At 71.1% G+C, this 16,336-nt stretch carries 15 protein-coding genes; 6 read left to right on the top strand and 9 right to left on the bottom strand.

The window, feature by feature from the left end; genetic code table 11:
• Positions 1–58: 58 nt before the first annotated feature.
• The 7 genes from N5875_RS26770 to N5875_RS26800 form a co-directional block, all read right to left on the bottom strand.
• Complete coding sequence (locus N5875_RS26770; protein ID WP_318211015.1) at positions 59–1,276, bottom strand: acyltransferase; 1,218 nt, start codon at positions 1,274–1,276, stop codon at positions 59–61.
• Positions 1,273–2,253: an alpha/beta hydrolase gene (locus N5875_RS26775; RefSeq protein ID WP_338496616.1), complete on the bottom strand. Its 981-nt coding sequence runs from the start codon at positions 2,251–2,253 to the stop codon at positions 1,273–1,275. Before N5875_RS26775 ends, N5875_RS26770 begins: the two co-directional genes overlap by 4 nt.
• Positions 2,254–2,539: 286 nt before the next feature.
• Positions 2,540–3,220, bottom strand: coding sequence for a response regulator transcription factor (locus N5875_RS26780; protein ID WP_318211013.1), 681 nt, complete (start codon positions 3,218–3,220; stop codon positions 2,540–2,542).
• Positions 3,217–4,569, bottom strand: a complete 1,353-nt coding sequence (locus N5875_RS26785) for a sensor histidine kinase (protein WP_318211215.1) — start codon at positions 4,567–4,569, stop codon at positions 3,217–3,219. The genes N5875_RS26780 and N5875_RS26785 overlap by 4 nt, the downstream gene beginning before the upstream one ends.
• Before the next feature lie 162 nt (positions 4,570–4,731).
• Positions 4,732–5,619: a DUF4429 domain-containing protein gene (locus N5875_RS26790; RefSeq protein WP_338496619.1), complete on the bottom strand. Its 888-nt coding sequence runs from the start codon at positions 5,617–5,619 to the stop codon at positions 4,732–4,734.
• Between the two features lie 74 nt (positions 5,620–5,693).
• On the bottom strand, positions 5,694–6,908 hold the full coding sequence (locus N5875_RS26795; RefSeq protein ID WP_318211011.1) for an alpha/beta hydrolase: 1,215 nt from the start codon (positions 6,906–6,908) through the stop codon (positions 5,694–5,696).
• A gap of 84 nt (positions 6,909–6,992) precedes the next feature.
• A complete protein-coding gene (locus tag N5875_RS26800; RefSeq protein ID WP_318211010.1) occupies positions 6,993–7,628 on the bottom strand; it encodes a TetR family transcriptional regulator in 636 nt (211 codons plus the stop codon).
• Between the two features lie 117 nt (positions 7,629–7,745).
• On the opposite strand from N5875_RS26800, the gene N5875_RS26805 reads away from it, so the two are divergent.
• Positions 7,746–9,368, top strand: a complete 1,623-nt coding sequence (locus tag N5875_RS26805; protein ID WP_318211009.1) for an MFS transporter — start codon at positions 7,746–7,748, stop codon at positions 9,366–9,368.
• 127 nt (positions 9,369–9,495) lie between these two features.
• The gene (locus tag N5875_RS26810; RefSeq protein WP_318211008.1) at positions 9,496–9,882 is read left to right on the top strand and encodes a peptidase inhibitor family I36 protein; all 387 of its coding nucleotides are present in this window, start codon (positions 9,496–9,498) and stop codon (positions 9,880–9,882) included.
• Here N5875_RS26810 and N5875_RS26815 read toward each other — a convergent pair.
• Both N5875_RS26815 and aceE read right to left on the bottom strand, forming a co-directional pair.
• Positions 9,863–10,666 carry a potassium channel family protein gene (locus N5875_RS26815; RefSeq protein ID WP_318211007.1) on the bottom strand — a complete coding sequence of 268 codons (804 nt, stop codon included), beginning with the start codon at positions 10,664–10,666 and terminating at the stop codon, positions 9,863–9,865. The genes N5875_RS26810 and N5875_RS26815 overlap by 20 nt on opposite strands.
• 101 nt (positions 10,667–10,767) lie before the next feature.
• Positions 10,768–13,500: a pyruvate dehydrogenase (acetyl-transferring), homodimeric type gene (gene aceE, locus N5875_RS26820; protein ID WP_318211006.1), complete on the bottom strand. Its 2,733-nt coding sequence runs from the start codon at positions 13,498–13,500 to the stop codon at positions 10,768–10,770.
• 418 nt (positions 13,501–13,918) lie between these two features.
• Between aceE and N5875_RS26825 the strand changes: the two genes are divergently transcribed.
• The 4 genes from N5875_RS26825 (at position 13,919) to N5875_RS26840 (ending at position 16,324) form a co-directional block, all read left to right on the top strand.
• A complete protein-coding gene (locus N5875_RS26825; protein WP_030321821.1) occupies positions 13,919–14,341 on the top strand; it encodes a DUF3052 domain-containing protein in 423 nt (140 codons plus the stop codon).
• Positions 14,342–14,504: 163 nt separating this feature from the next.
• The gene (locus N5875_RS26830) at positions 14,505–14,963 is read left to right on the top strand and encodes a peroxiredoxin (protein ID WP_318211005.1); all 459 of its coding nucleotides are present in this window, start codon (positions 14,505–14,507) and stop codon (positions 14,961–14,963) included.
• Between the two features lie 127 nt (positions 14,964–15,090).
• Entirely contained in the window at positions 15,091–15,666 is a 576-nt protein-coding gene (locus N5875_RS26835; RefSeq protein WP_318211004.1) for a TerD family protein, read from the top strand.
• A gap of 82 nt (positions 15,667–15,748) precedes the next feature.
• Positions 15,749–16,324 (top strand): TerD family protein, encoded by a 576-nt coding sequence (locus tag N5875_RS26840; protein WP_318211003.1) that lies wholly within the window; start codon positions 15,749–15,751, stop codon positions 16,322–16,324.
• Positions 16,325–16,336: the final 12 nt, after the last annotated feature.

A 16,336-nucleotide genomic window follows, 5' to 3' on the forward strand; every position in this document is an offset into this window, starting at 1 on the left:
TCGGGTCCGTCGGTCACTCCGGCCTCGGAGGGGCTGCGGCTCGCGTCGGGTCCGTCGGTCACGCGAGCCCCAGGGCGAAGACCGCGAATCCCGCCGCGAGCAGGCCCGCGAGGGTGCGGCGGCCCGGACCGGTCCTCGCCCAGGGCGACTCGAACCCGCGTGCGTACCGCCCGATCAGGACGAGCAGTCCGGCGAAGACCGGCATCCACGCCAGCCGCGCCAGGATCCAGCCGACCGAGTCCGGTGCGCCGACCAGACCCGGGACCTCCCCGAGGTACGAGGCGGGGATCGCCGCGCTGAGCATCGCCGTCTGGTGCCAGCACAGGATCGTCATCGCCGAGAGGTTGACGACCACGACCGGCGCCCACAGCACGGGCCGCCTCAGGAGCTTGCCGAGCCGGTCCCTGAGCAGGATCGCGGCGCCGCTCTGCGTGGCAGCGAGGGCGAGGACGAGCAGCGACGGCGGGTGGGAGTTGGTGCGGGCCTCGCCGGGGACGCCGACCATCGAGGCGGGGTAGCCGAAGGCGAGCAGCAGGGCGGCGAAGAGCGCGGCCCCACCGATCAGCAGCCCCCGGGCGTGCCGCTTGGTGACCCGGCCCTCGCCCCAGGAGACGCCGAGCTGATACGCGAAGAGCCAGCCGGGCAGGATGTTGAGAAGGCTGAGCCAGGACGGTACGGCGTCGGCGTACGGGCCGTACCGCAGGAAGTCGACGACGGCGACCGAGCCGAGCAGCGGGGCCGCGGCCCACACCCCGAGGCGGCGGGCCGCCCGGACGCACAGCGGGGTGAGCGCGGTGACCACCGTGTACACCCCGACGAACCACAGCGGCTGGATCACCAGCGTGGACGCGGTCCGCAGGGTGTCCACGGGCACGTCGAACCCGAAGTGCAGCACGGGCAGCAGCGCCGCCCAGACGGCCGTGACGCCGAGGACCGGGCGGCCGAGCCGTGCGAGCCGGGCACTGAGCCACGCGCGCGTGGAGCCCTTCCTGCGCCGGTACGAGAGGACGGAGGCGTAGCCGCCGACCAGGAAGAAGATGCCCAGCATCTGGAGGATCCAGCTGACCGGCGCGAGCCCCGCGAACGTACCCAGCGGGCTGGCGTTGTGGATCGCGCCGTCCGAGGAGAGTGTGAACCCGCCGAGCAGCCAGTGCCCGGTGGGCACGGCGAGCAGGGCCAGGGCGCGCAGCCCGTCGATCGCCCGGTCGCGGTGGGCGGGGGTGCCCGACTCGATCTTCTGTGCCGTGCGGCGGGCCATGGTCGCGAGGGCGCTCATCGGACGTCTCCCTCGGCGATCGCGGCGAAGGCGCGCAGCGAGGAGGTGCCCGGCGCGAAGTAGCCGCCGTGGCCGGTCGCGTCGTCGGCCGCGATCCGGCGGGCCCCGAACGCCGGGTCGGCGGGGTCGGCGCCGTGGCCGAGGTCCCCGACCTCGACGTTCGGGATCCGGTCGATCCAGTCGGTGGGATCCTTCGCCGCCCAGACACGGGCGGAGGTGCCGAGCTCGTTCACGTGGTCGGCGCGCATCCCGGGCGAGCCGAAGACCACCAGGTCCTTGGCCTTCAGATCGTGGGCGGCGAGGCCGCAGACCACGGAGCCGTAGCTGTGGCAGAACACGGACGGCTCGGCCGCCCCGACGGCTGCGAGACCGTCCACGAAGCGGGTGAGCCGGTCCGCCCCGGCCTCGGCGAGCCGGCCGGTGGCCGCGTCCAGACCGACGCCGACCGGGGTGGTGTACCCGGCCCAGGCGACGACCGCCGTGTCGCCGCCGGTCTCCCGGCGCAGCTCGGCCGCCATGTCCGTGAGCGGCCGCACGTGGTCCGCGTCGATGTCCGAGCCGGGCACGATCACCGCGATGTGCTCGGCCCGTGTCAGATCCCCGTACACCAGGGCCACCTGGCCGCGGCCGCGCGCGTCGTGGGCGAGGACCCGCGCACCGCCGAACGCCCCGCGCGTGGTGCGGGCGTTGGCCTCGTACCGCAGCTCCAGGGGTGCCCCGTCGAGGTTCCCGACGACCGTCGGGTGCGTCCGGGTCAGCTCCCGCTGCCGTACGGGGCTCAGGCCGGCGAAGAACCGCGCCACCCCGGCCGGGTCCATCCGCTCAGGGTCCGGCAGCCCGGCGGCCCGCCACTCCGCCGTCCCGACCGGCGCCCCGGTGACGGCCTCCTGGCTGTCACCGGACGCCCAGCCGGCCGTCCCGCCGACCACGGCGGTCACCAGGGCCGCGGTGATCAGGGTCCTCGAAATACGGCGCATGGGGTCGCCCTCCCTCTCCGGTACTCGCTCGTTCGCTGGCGAGAGGAAGGTAGGAAGACGACGGGTGACGGCACGTCACACCGGGGGGCCAACTCCCGTCCGATACCGGGGTAGGGGGTGGAGGAGCAGGCAACACCAGGTGCGGGGTGGGGTTTTCCCCCGGGGGAAAGCCACCTGGAGGAAAGCCACCTGGGGGGTAGCTACCCCCGGGGGCAGCTACCCCGGGGGCAGCTACCCCGGGGGCAGCTACCCGGGGACAGCCACCCAGGGGGCAGCTACCCGGGCGTCAGGACGTGCCCGGAGTCACGAGCCCCGACTCGTAGGCGAAGACCACCGCCTGCGCCCGGTCGCGCAGGTCCAGCTTGGCCAGTACCCGGCCGATGTGGGTCTTCACCGTCTGCTCGGCGAGGACGAGGTGGTCCGCGATCTCCTGGTTGGACAGGCCGCGGGCGATGAGTTCGAGGACCTCGGTCTCGCGCGGGGTGAGCCCGTTCAGGCGCAGCGCCGTGGTGTCCTTGCGCGGCGCGGGACGGGAGGCGGCGAAGTCGGCGATGAGCCGTCGGGTCACGGACGGGGCGAGCAGGGCCTCGCCCGCCGCCACCACCCGTACCGCCGCGATCAGGTCCGCCGGCGGCGCGTCCTTCAGGAGGAAGCCGGAGGCGCCGGCGCGCAGCGCCTCGTACACGTAGTCGTCCACGTCGAAGGTGGTCAGCATGAGGACCTTCGGCCGGTGGGTGACCCCGGTCGGCGGGTGGAGGATCTCCCGGGCGGCGGCGAGCCCGTCCAGCTCCGGCATCCGCACGTCCATGAGGACCACGTCCGGGTGCGTCGAGCGTGCCACGTCGATGCCCTGCCGCCCGTCCGGGGCCTCGCCCACGACGTCGATGTCGGGCTGCGCGGCGAGCAGCGCGGCGAATCCGGCCCGCACCATGGCCTGGTCGTCGACGATGATCACGCGGATGGTCACTCGGAGTCCTTGACGGTCGGGGGCGAGGTCGGGGTCGGAGCCGGGGGCGGAGCCGTGGCCGTGGCCGGTGCCGGGTCCCCGGCCGGGGGCGTCGCCACGGCGGGGGTCGGGTCCGGGGTCAGCGGCAGCCGCGCGGCGACCCGGAAGCCGCCGTCCGGCAGCGGCCCGGTGTCGAGCGAGCCGCCCGTCAACCGTACGCGTTCCCTCATGCCGACGAGCCCGTGCCCGGTGCCGGACGCGCCGCGTTCCACCGCGGAATCCGCCTCCGTCGAGGGCCCGTTGACGACGAGGACCGTCAGCCATCCGCCCTCCGCCCGGACCGACACCCGGGTCGGCGCCCCCGGTGCGTGCCGGACGATGTTCGCGAGGGCCTCCTGCACGATCCGGTACGCGGACAGGTCCACCGTCTGCGGTACGTCGCCGAGGTCGGCGGCGAGCCGCAGCTCGGCCGGCACCCCCGCCCGTACGGTCGCCTCGACGAGCTGCTGGACCCGGTCGAGACCCGGCTGCGGGGCCCGCTCGCCCTCACTGCCGTCACTGCGCAGCACGGACAGCAACCGTCGCATTTCGGCCAGCGACTCGCGCGCGCTCGACGCGATCGAGGTGAACTCCTCGCGCGCCGCGTCCGGGAGGTCGGGGATGCGGTACGGGGCCGAGTCGGCCTGCACGGTGATCACCGACATGTGGTGGGCCACCACGTCGTGCAGCTCGCGCGCGATCCTGGCCCGCTCCTCCAGGAGCGTGCGGCGGGCCCGCTCGGCCTCGCTGATGGTCTCCTGCTCGACGAGCCGCCGTTGGGCGTCGCCACGCGCGCGTACCGCCGAGGTGAGGAGGAGCAGCACGCCGCTGAGGACGACGAGCAGGGTGTGGACGCTGGTGTACCCGGCCGGTCGGAAGACCTCCAGGACGTACCCGGCGACGCCGGTCGCCAGCCACACCCCGAACAGCGCCCGGCGGGATTCGCGCAGGCCGAGCGCGATCATCAGCGCGCAGTAGCCGACGACGATCGGCGGGGTCCACGGCCAGAGCTCGGCGCGCGGGCCGTCGGCGGCGAGCAGCGCGACCGCGCCGAGCACATCGGCGGCGAAGATGATCCACCAGGCCTGGAGCGGGCGCGCGACGGCGAGCAGCAGCGGCGCGGTCTGGGCGGTGCCGATGGCCCCGGCGAGCGCGCCGTTGACCCCGTAGTCCCCGGCGAGGAGGTGGACCGTGGTGGGGAGCAGCGAGGCGACGAACGCGAGGGCGACGACGTACGGCAGCAAGCGCACCCACCGCGAGGCGGCCTCGGCGAGGAGGGGCGCCCCCGGTGTGCTGGGCGTGGTGAGCGCGGTCCCGAGCCCCTGGAACATCTCGCGTGTCCGGGTGCTGAGCTGCCGCAGGGTGCTGGTGGGCGGCTCGTGCCGCGGTTCGGTAGCCATGACCAGCTCAGGGTAGGCAGCGGGCCCGGCCCCCGACGTCATACCGGGGACCGGGCTCTGCCCTGATACCGGGGTATGAGGCCGGGGCTAGGGCTACAGCTCCGCGAGGAGTTCCGCCTTCTTCGCCGAGAACTCCTCGTCCGTCACCAGTCCCGCCTGATGCAGTTCACCCAGGTGCCGAATCCTTTCAGCGACGACCCCGGGAGCGGCGGCCGTGCGCGCCGGGACGCGGTCCGAGGTCCTGATCGCCGCGAGGACGGCCGCCGCGAAGGGGAGGGACAGGTGCACCGGCCCGTAACCGAGGCCGAACACGACGGAGCCGGGGTCACGGTCGGGCTGGGACGCGCGGGGTTCGCCACCCCGGGGGATCAGCCGCAGATGCCCGTCCAGGACGTCCGGCGAGCGCCACTCGACCCCGCAGAGATCACGTACGTGGAAGAACTGGTCACCCGCCTTCCACTTCTCGGAGGACGCTCCCGTCCAGGACCAGCGGAACGAGACCTCCGACTGCCCGTCGAAGCCGGCCTTCCCGTCGTACGCCTTGAAGGACTGCGGACCCTGCGGCGGCGCCACGAGGAAACGGTCGGCGGGCGTCACGTCGCCCCCGTCCGGGGGGCCGTCGGAGTACACCGCCCCCGCCGTCCCGGGCCCGAGTACGGCCCGTAGCTCGTCCTGGTAGTACTCGGCGAGCGTCTCCCGGTCCGCCGGCAGCACCAGGCGGTACGGGTCGCAGTTCTCCGAGAGCTGCCCCGCGGCCGCCTCCATCAGCGGATCGGCGCCCGGTCTCGGCACGGCGTGCAGCACGACGGTGCCCCGCTTGCCGGGCGAGAGCGTCACGGACGCCAGCGCCTCGTGCGGTACACGTCGTTCGCGCAGCACGCTGAAGAGCCTTGGCGCACGGTTCCCCCGGTCGAAGCGGATGACGAGGGCGTCACTCTCGAACTCCCAGGTGGCATGAATTCCGGCCAGCACATCACCCATACGCCTCATCGTAAGCGGCGCGTGCCCGTGCGTCGCCCCCGTGAAAGGTCCCGAAATTACGTGATCTACGCGCGTCAGCGCCCTTCCGTACCGGATATTCCCCCGTGGCAAGCGCTGTCGGCACGTGCGCAGACCAGCGTCCCGTAGGAGCCGACGCCTATCGCGGCGAAGTTGCCGAGGCTCTCGGTGCCCGGCTCGAAATAGCCGCTGTGGCCGATGGCGCCACGGGCCGACAGCAGCCGGGCGCCGAACTCCGGGGCCACCGGATCGGCCCCGTGCCCGACTCCACCCACCTCCACGTGCGGCACGCCCGCGATCCAGTCGTCGGCGTCCCGCATCGCCCACACGCGCGCGGGGGTGCGGAGTTCCGCCGCCCGTTCCACCCGCATCCCGGGGCTTCCGGCCACCGTCAGGTCCGTCACCCGGGCGGGGAGCCGGGGCGCGGCGACCCCGCAGAGCACGGAGCCGTAGCTGTGGCAGAACAGCGCCACGCGCGCGTCGCCGGGCAGCGCCTCGGTCAGCCGGACGAGCCGTGCGGCGCCTCCCTCGGCGAGGCGTCCGGTCATCGCGTCGACGCCGACCCCGGCGGGCGAGGTGTAGTCGGCCCAGGCGATCACGGCGACCCTGGCGCCGGGCGAGGCCCGCCGCTCGGCGCGGTAGAGGGACCGGGCCATGCCGGCGGGAGCCCCGTACCGGCCGTGGGTCTTCTGGAAGGTGAGGAGGTTGGTGTCGACGCCGGGCACGATCACCGAGACGTGCCGGGCCCGCGTCAGGTCCCCGAGGACCTCGGCCGTCCGCCCCGTACCGGTCGGGTCGAAGGCGAGGATCTGCCGGCCGGGCCGCATCAGCGAGACGAAGCGGTCGAGGCGCCGCTGCGCCTCGTGCCGTCCGTCGGCGGAGAGCCGGGTGTCGTGGATCCTGCCCCGTTCGACGGTGAGCGCGCGGCCGAGGGTGATCCGGTTGGCGCGGTAGCGCAGCGCGACCGGGGCGCCGTCGAGATTGCCGACGACGAGCGGATGCCGTTCGGCGAGCCCGGCCGCGCGCGCGTGGCCGAGCCGGGCGAAGAACGCGGCGATGCCCCTGGCGGAGGTGGTCGGTCCCGGCAGGGGGCGGTGGTCGATCCGGTCGCGGGCCCAGGCGGCGAGCGCGGCCTCGCGGGACGGGCCGGGCGCCGGACGGTGCTTGATCGTCGTCCAGCCGGTGGTCGTGAGCAGCACGAACACGACGGCGAGCGCGAGCAGGGTGCGCAGGACGACCAGCGTGGGGGAGTCGGCTTCGACGGGGGTCACGGGCGGCCACCCTACGGGGCGCGGGTGAACGACCCCGACCGGGGCTTGGGTGAACGACCCGACCGCCCGCGACCGCCAGGCCCTCTAGATCCGGTCGCGCCAGCGGGGTGCCAGGGCCGGTCCGAGGTGGTCCAGATACCGCTCGGTGAGGGCGCGGATGGCCTCCAGGCTCTGGTCCGTACCCCGCCCCCACAGCTGGCCTGTCACACGCATCACACCGCTGAACGCCGCCACCGCGATCCGGGGGCGCGGGTCCGCGTCGACGTCGAGGCCCTCCCGCTCGGCGATGATCCGGGCGAGGGTCTCCTCCATCTCCGTGGAGCGGCGCAGATGGACGGCGAGCAGCGCGGGCGTCGACTCGATCAGCTGGAAGGAGCGCAGATAGAGCTCCAGCGGTACGACCTCGGTGATGGCGTCGCCGATGGTGTCCCAGCCGGAGAGCACGGCGTTGCGCATGGCGTCGAACGGGCCCTCGCCGGGGGGCCGCTGCCGGAGGGCCTCGATGAAACGCTCCTCCACCATGTGCTGGACGGCGAAGGCGACCTCCTCCTTGGAGGAGAAGTAGCGGAAGAAGGTGCGCTGGGAGACCTCGACGGTGTCGACGATCTCGTCGACGGTCGTCCGCTCGTAGCCGTGCGTGGTGAAGAGCTCGAGGGCCACCTTGATCAGCGCCTCGCGCGTACGTTGCTTCTTCCGCTCCCGCAGGCCGGGCAAGGTCACGTCAGGATCCTCTTTTCACGCATTTCGTCCGGCTCAGCCTACCTGTGAGCTACGTGACAGTTACCGGCGTGTGAATCGCTTTGTCAATTGTCAGTGACTGTCACTAGCCTCGTTCGCATGACTAGTCAGACCACCGTGGAAAAGGCCCCGCAGGGCCAGGGGGACGCCCGGGAACCCGTACCGGCCCCGGCGAAGGGACTGCGTGGCCATCCGTGGTTGACGTTGTTCGGAGTCGCGGTCGGCGTCATGATGGTCGCGCTCGACGGCACGATCGTCGCCATCGCCAACCCCGCCATCAAGACCGACCTCGGCGCCTCCCTCGCCCAGGTCCAGTGGATCACCAACGGCTATCTGCTCGCCCTGGCCGTCGCGCTGATCACCGCCGGCAAGCTCGGTGACCGCTTCGGCCACCGGCAGACCTTCCTCATCGGCATCGCCGGCTTCGCCCTCGCCTCCGGCGCCATCGGCCTCTCCGACTCCATCGGGGCCGTGATCGCCTTCCGTGTCCTCCAGGGCCTCTTCGGCGCCCTGCTCATGCCGGCCGCGCTCGGCCTGCTGCGCGCCACCTTCCCCGCCGAGAAGCTGAACATGGCCATCGGCATCTGGGGCATGGTCATCGGCGCGTCCACCGCGGGCGGCCCGATCGTCGGCGGCCTGCTCGTCGAGCACGTCAGCTGGCAGTCCGTCTTCTTCATCAACGTGCCGGTCGGCGTCCTCGCGCTCGTCCTCGGCCTCGTCATCCTCAAGGACCACCGCGCGGAGAACGCACCGCGTTCCTTCGACGTCCTCGGCATCCTGCTGCTCTCCGGCGCCATGGCCTCCCTCGTCTGGAGCCTCATCAAGGCCGGTGAGTCCTGGGGCTGGTCGAGCGGCAAGACCTGGGGCGGCCTGCTCGGCGCGGTGCTGCTCTTCGCGGTCTTCGCCTTCTGGGAGACCAAGGTCAAGGAGCCGCTCATCCCGCTGGCCATGTTCCGCTCCGTGCCGCTCTCGGCCGGTGTGGTGCTGATGGTCCTGATGGCCTTCGCCTTCATGGGCGGCCTGTTCTTCGTGACCTTCTACCTCCAGGGAGTGAAGGGGCTCAGCCCGGTCGACAGCGGTCTGCACCTGCTGCCGCTGACCGCGATGATGATCGTCTCCTCGCCGCTCGCGGGTGCGCTGATCACCAAGTTCGGCCCGCGGGTGCCGCTGGTCGGCGGCATGGTCTGCACGGCCGTCGCGATGTTCGGCATGATCACGCTCTCCGCCGGCACCGGCACCTTCGTCATGTCCCTCTGGTTCGCGCTGCTGGGTCTCGGGCTCGCCCCGGTCATGGTCGGCGCCACCGAGGTCATCGTCGGCAACGCGCCCCTGGAGCTCTCCGGCGTGGCCGGCGGTCTCCAGCAGGCCGGCATGCAGGTCGGCGGCGCGCTCGGTACGGCGGTGCTCGGCGCCGTCATGTCCTCCAAGGTCTCCGACGCCTTCGAGGGCAACTGGAAGGACGCCGGCATCCAGGCCCCGGTCGACCCGCGTCTGGAGCAGGCCGCCGAGTTCGGCATGGCCCCGCCGGAGCTGGCCCAGGCGCCGGGGATGACCCCCGACCTCCTCCAGCAGATCACCGGCGTCATCCACGACACCTTCCTCGACGGCATGGGTCTTGCCTTCACCGTCGCCGGTGTCGTCGCCGTCGTCGCGGCCCTCGTCGCCACGCTCACCAAGCGCGGCGCGAACGCGGAGGCGGGCGGCATGGGCGGTCACATCTGACGTCCCTCGGGGTTCCCGTAAGGGGCCGTCACCCGTTCGCGTGAACGGGGGCGGCCCCTCTTCCGTCTCCGGGTGACCTCCGCCATGCTTTTGATTACAGAGAGTGACTGAACGGGGGTTCATCAGCATGTACGTGTATACGAAGACCGCACTGGCCGTCGCGGCCGTCCTGACCGCCTTTCTGACCGCCGTCCCCGCGGTCCCGGCGGCGGCCGTGCCGTCCGGGACCGCTCTGGGGGCCTGCGGGCCGGGCCGGCTCTGCCTCTGGCCCAAGCCCGACTTCAAGGGCAGGGCGCAGAGCCACGAGCTGGCCACGACCGACATCGAGAGCTGTGTCGCGCTGCCGCCGGGCACCTCGGCCCAGTCCCTCGCCAACCGCACGGGACGACCGGTCACCACGTACCAGTCCGCCGAGTGCGCGGAGACGGGCGAGTTCGAGACGTACCCGGGGCGCGGGACCTGGGTGCCGCAGACGCCCTACGAGGTCAGAGCGTTCAAGCTGTGGGAGCGGTAGGGACGGCGGCGACGTCCTGGGGTTCGTGCGGCGCGGGAACAGCCGCCGGGGCGACGCTGTCCGTGACCACCCCCGCCGGGACCGACAGCCGGGCGACCTCCGCGCGCAGTTCGCGGACCTCCAGGGTCAGCGTTTCCAGCAGCTCGGTCTGACGGCGCTCCACCGCGTCGTCGCGGTCGAAGCGGGAGATGAACCAGGCGGCGATGTTGGCGGTGACGACACCGAGAAGGGCGATGCCCGAGAGCATCAGGCCCACCGCGAGGACCCGGCCGAGACCCGTGGTGGGGGCGTGGTCGCCGTAGCCGACGGTGGTCATCGTGGTGAACGACCACCAGACCGCGTCCCCGAGCGTCCTGATGTTGCCGTCGGGGGCGTCCCGCTCGACGTGCAGCACGGCCAGCGAGCCGAACATCATCAGCCCGACGACCGCCCCCGCCACATAGGTGGTCAGCGTTATCTGAGGGGCCATCCGGGCCCGTCGGCCGACGAGGAGGAGTGTGGAGACGACCCGCAGCAGCCGCAGCGGCTGCACCATCGGCAGCACGACCGCGAGCAGATCGAGGGGGTGGGAGCGGACGAAGGCCCAGCGGGCCGGGGCGATGGACAGCCGGACCAGATAGTCGAGGGCGAAGGCCGCCCAGACCGCCCACTCGACATGGGTGCACAGCCGGTGCACCCAGGGGGCGGCGCCGGGAGCCACGATCGGCACGGCGTACGCGACGCCGAACGCCACGGCGAGCACGAGCAGCGGTGCCTGTGTGCGTTCTTCCCAGCGATCCCTCATGCGGGGAATCGTAGAGAACGCCGAAGGGCGGCGAGACCGAGGTCCCACCGCCCCTCACCAGGTGCGCTGTGCTACCGGAGAACCGTCCGAGGGCTACCGGATCAGGCGTCGCCGCCCGCGGGGCCCGGGTCGGCGGCCGCCACGTCGAGCAGCTGGTAGCGGTCCACGGCCTGCTTCAGGGCCGAGCGCTCGATCCTGCCCTCGCGGGCCAGCTCGGTCAGCACGGCCAGCACGATCGACGGGGCGTCGATGTGGAAGTAGCGACGGGCCGCGCCCCGCGTGTCCGCGAAGCCGAAGCCGTCCGCGCCCAGCGAGCCGTACGTGCCCGGCACCCAGCGGGAGATCTGGTCCGGCACCGCACGCATCCAGTCCGAGACCGCCACGAACGGACCCTCAAAGCCCTGGAGCTTGCGCGTCACGTACGGGACGCGCTGCTCCTCGTCCGGGTGGAGCAGATTGTGCTCCTCGACGGCCACGGCCTCGCGGCGCAGCTCGGTCCAGGAGGTCGCGGACCAGACGTCGGCCCGGACGTTCCACTCCTCGGCGAGGATCCGCTGCGCCTCGATCGCCCACGGCACGGCGACACCGGAGGCCATGATCTGCGCCGGGATCGTGCCCGCCTCGCCCGGCTTGAGGCGGTGGATGCCCTGGAGGATGCCCTCCACGTCCACGTCCGCCGGCTCGGCCGGGTGCTGGATCGGCTCGTTGTAGACGGTCAGGTAGTAGAAGACGTCCTCGGCCTCGGAGCCGTACATGCGGCGCAGACCGTCCTTGACGATGTGCGCGATCTCGAATCCGTACGCCGGGTCGTAGGCGATGCAGGCCGGGTTGGTCGAGGCCAGCAGGTGGGAGTGGCCGTCCGCGTGCTGGAGGCCCTCACCGGTCAGGGTCGTACGGCCGGCGGTGGCGCCGAGGACGAAGCCGCGCGCCAGCTGGTCGGCCATCTGCCAGAACTGGTCGCCGGTCCGCTGGAAACCGAACATCGAGTAGAAGACGTACACCGGGATCAGCGGCTCGCCGTGCGTGGCGTACGCCGAACCCGCGGCGATCAGTGAGGCCGTGCAGCCGGCCTCGGAGATGCCGTCGTGCAGCATCTGGCCGGTCGGCGACTCCTTGTACGCGAGGAGGAGTTCGCGGTCCACCGCCTCGTACTGCTGGCCCAGCGGGTTGTAGATCTTGGCGCTCGGGAAGAAGGCGTCCATGCCGAAGGTGCGGTACTCGTCGGGGGCGATCAGCACGAAGCGCTTGCCGATCTCCTTGTCCCGCATGAGGTCCTTCAGGATGCGGACGAAGGCCATCGTGGTGGCGATCGACTGCTGCCCGGAGCCCTTCTTGGCGGCCGCGTAGGTCTTGTCGTCGGGGAGGACCAGCGGCTTCGACCGCACGACCCGGGTGGGGACGTACCCGCCCAGGGCGTTGCGGCGGTCGTGCATGTACTGGATCTCCTCGGAGTCCCGGCCCGGGTGGTAGTACGGCGGCAGGCCGTCCTCCAACTGCCGGTCGGTCACCGGGATGTGCAGCCGGTCGCGGAAGCGCTTGAGGTCGTCGACCGTCAGCTTCTTCATCTGGTGGGTCGCGTTGCGGCCCTCGAAGTTCGGGCCGAGCGTCCAGCCCTTGACGGTCTGGGCGAGGATCACCGTCGGCTGGCCCGAGTGGGCCTTGGCCGCCGCGTAGGCCGCGTAGATCTTCTTGTGGTCGTGACCGCCGCGGCCCAGGTGCAGGATCTGCTGGTCCGACATGCCCTCGACCATCGCCCGCAGCCGGTGGTCGTCGCCGAAGAAGTGGTCCCGGATGTAGCCGCCGGTCTCCGTGGCGTACGTCTGGAACTGGCCGTCCGGGGTGGTGTTGAACTTGTTGACCAGGATGCCGTCGCGGTCCTGCGCGAGCAGCGGGTCCCAGGAGCGGTCCCAGATCAGCTTGATGACGTTCCAGCCGTTGCCCCGGAAGATCGACTCCAGCTCCTGGATGATCTTGCCGTTGCCGCGCACCGGGCCGTCGAGCCGCTGGAGGTTGCAGTTCACGACGAACGTCAGGTTGTCCAGGCCCTCGCGGGCGGCGATGGAGAGCTGGCCGACCGACTCGACCTCGTCCATCTCGCCGTCGCCGAGGAACGCCCAGACGTGCGACTTGGAGGTGTCGGCGATCCCGCGCGCCTCCATGTAGCGGTTCATCCGGGCCTGGTAGATCGCGCCGAGCGGGCCGAGGCCCATCGACACCGTGGGGAACTCCCAGAAGTCCGGCATCAGCCGCGGGTGCGGGTACGACGAGAGCCCGTTCGGGAACTTCGACCTCTCCTGGCGGAAGCCGTCGAGCTGCGTGTCGTTCAGCCGGTCCAGGAGGTACGCGCGGGCGTAGATGCCGGGCGACGCGTGCCCCTGGAAGAAGATCTGGTCGCCGCCGTCACCCTCGTCCTTGCCGCGGAAGAAGTGGTTGAAGCCGACGTCGTACAGCGAGGCGGAGGAGGCGAAGGTCGCGATGTGGCCGCCGACGCCGATGCCCGGACGCTGGGCGCGCGAGACCATGACGGCCGCGTTCCACCGGGTGGCGTTGAGGACCTTGCGCTCGATCTCCTCGTTCCCGGGGAAGAAGGGCTCGTCCCTCGTGGCGATCGTGTTGACGTAGTCCGTGCTGCGCATCTCGGGCACGGCCACGCGCTTCTCGCGGGCCCGCTCGATCAGCCGGAGCATGAGGTAGCGGGCCCGTTCACGGCCCCGCTCGTCCACGGCCGCGTCGAGGGAGTCGAGCCATTCCTGGGTCTCTTCCGGGTCGAAATCCGGGACCTGGCTGGGAAGGCCGCCAATGATGATCGGGTTGCGATCGGATCCGGGAGCCACGCTCTTCCTTCGCTGTTCGGTGGTACCCACGGGGCCACGAAGTGGCCGGGATGTCCATCGTGTACCCCGTGTGCGCCAGACGTCACATTTACCGAGAGGTAACCCCCAGCGGTGTCCTCCATGTGTCCGGGTGGGGTCAAATCGCAACCTTACGCTCAACCCGCACATGCGTTTCGTCCGGGCGTTCGGCAGACTGAAACCGCAGAAGGAAGTAAACCGGGATGAATCATGTGTGCCTGATCACGGAGCGGGGTCTCCACGGTGCCGGAAGTTGCGGCGAGACGGCCCCAAACGTCACCGTTTCGGCGGTCTCCACGGCCGGGTACTTGCGCGATCCACCCCGGCACGTGTGGACTACGGCCAGCGCCGCGCGCATACGCGCGGCCCAAGCATTTACCGAATGAGCAGGAGGCAAGCCGTGAGCGCGACCGCGGACCACGCGGAGGAGCGGACCAACCCGGCCGTCAGGCTGGGGTTCGAGCCCGGACAGGTGGTCCAGGAGATCGGCTACGACGACGACGTCGACCACGATCTCCGTGAAGGCATCGAGTCCATCATCGGGGCCGAGCTCGTGGACGAGGACTACGACGACGTCGCTGACGCCGTCGTGCTCTGGTTCCGCGACGAGGACGGCGATCTCACCGACGCCCTGGTGGACGCCATCGGTCTTCTGGAGGACGGCGGCACCATCTGGCTGCTGACGCCGAAGACCGGCCGCGACGGCTACATCGAGCCGAGCGACATCAACGATGCCGCGCAGACAGCTGGTCTCTCCCAGACCAAGAGCATCAGCGTCGCCAAGGACTGGACGGGCACCCGCCTGACCGCCCCCAAGCGCTGATCACCACGCTGCGAGAAGCCCCCGCCGGTCCCCCGGCGGGGGCTTTCGTGCGCGCGGGCCGGCCGGACCGCCGGGCCTCGCGGGGGCTCGCGCGGACAGGCCGTAGGGTGGGGTTCACCGATTCGGCCCAAGGTCAGGGCCCCGCCGAAGGGATGCGTACGCGATGGCGATCGAGGTCGGCACCGAGGCCCCGGAGTTCGCGCTCAAGGACAACCACGGGCGCACCGTCCGGCTCTCCGACTTCCGCGGCGAGAAGAACGTGGTGCTGCTCTTCTACCCCTTCGCCTTCACCGGCGTCTGCGCGGGTGAGCTCGGCGAGCTGCGCGACAACCTTCCGACGTTCGTCAACGACGACACCCAGCTCCTCGCCGTCTCCAACGACTCCATCCACACCCTGCGCGTCTTCGCCGAGCAGGAATCCCTGGAGTACCCGCTGCTCTCCGACTTCTGGAAGCACGGCGAGGCCTCCCGTGCCTACGGTGTGTTCGACGAGGAGAAGGGCTGCGCGGTGCGCGGCACCTTCATCATCGACAAGGAGGGTGTCGTCCGCTGGACCGTCGTGAACGCCCTGCCGGACGCCCGCGACCTCGGCGAGTACGTCAAGGCCCTCGACGCGATCTGACCCGACACCTGGATTCACCGGGCGAATCGACTGTTTCGAGCGGGAACCCGTCACTAGGATCCACTCGTTGATCCGATGCCAACGCACGACCGGGGGCGCTGCCCCTGAAAACCACATGGAGGGACTCGTGGGAGTCAGCCTCAGCAAGGGCGGCAACGTCTCGCTGACCAAGGAGGCCCCTGGCCTCACCGCCGTGACCGTCGGTCTGGGCTGGGACGTCCGCACCACCACCGGTACGGACTTCGACCTCGACGCCAGCGCCATCCTGGTGAGCCCCGAGGGCAAGGTCCGCAACGACCAGGACTTCGTGTTCTTCAACAACCTGAAGAGCGCCGACGGCTCCGTCGAGCACACCGGTGACAACCTCACCGGCGAGGGCGAGGGTGACGACGAGCAGGTCAAGGTCAGCCTGGCCACGGTGCCGGCCGATGTCGCCAAGATCATCTTCCCGGTGTCGATCTACGACGCCGAGAACCGTCAGCAGTCCTTCGGCCAGGTGCGCAACGCGTTCATCCGCGTCGTGAACCAGGCCGGCGGCGCCGAGATCGCCCGGTACGACCTCTCCGAGGACGCCTCGACCGAGACCGCCATGGTCTTCGGCGAGCTGTACCGCAACGGCGACGAGTGGAAGTTCCGCGCCGTCGGCCAGGGCTACGCCTCGGGCCTGCGCGGTATCGCGCAGGACTTCGGCGTCAACGTCTGAGCCGAACCGTTCGAACCGTCCGGCGCCGCACATCCCGTGCGGCGCCGGACGTGCCTCATCACCACCGGGGAGGAAACGAATCATGGGCGTCACGCTCGCCAAGGGAGGCAATGTCTCCCTCTCCAAGGCCGCACCCAACCTCACCCAGGTCCTCATCGGGCTCGGCTGGGACGCGCGCTCCACCACCGGAGCCCCCTTCGACCTCGACGCCAGCGCGCTGCTGTGCCAGGCCGGGCGGGTCCTCGGGGACGAGTACTTCGTGTTCTACAACCAGCTGCGCAGCCCCGAGGGCTCGGTCGAGCACACCGGCGACAACCTCACGGGCGAGGGTGACGGGGACGACGAGTCCCTGATCGTGGACCTCTCCAAGGTGCCGGCCCACTGCGACAAGATCGTCTTTCCGGTGTCGATCCATGACGCCGACAACCGGGGCCAGAGCTTCGGTCAGGTCAGCAACGCGTTCATCCGCGTGGTGAACCAGATGGACGGTCAGGAACTCGCGCGATATGACCTCTCCGAGGACGCCTCCACCGAGACCGCGATGATCTTCGGTGAGCTCTACCGTTACAGCGGCGAATGGAAGTTCCGCGCGGTCGGTCAGGGGTACGCGTCCGGGCTGCGGGGCATCGCTCTAGACTTCGGGGTCAACGTCTCGTAAAGCCATGTAATT

It is taken from the genome of Streptomyces sp. SJL17-4 (assembly GCF_036826855.1).
Lineage (GTDB): Bacteria > Actinomycetota > Actinomycetes > Streptomycetales > Streptomycetaceae > Streptomyces.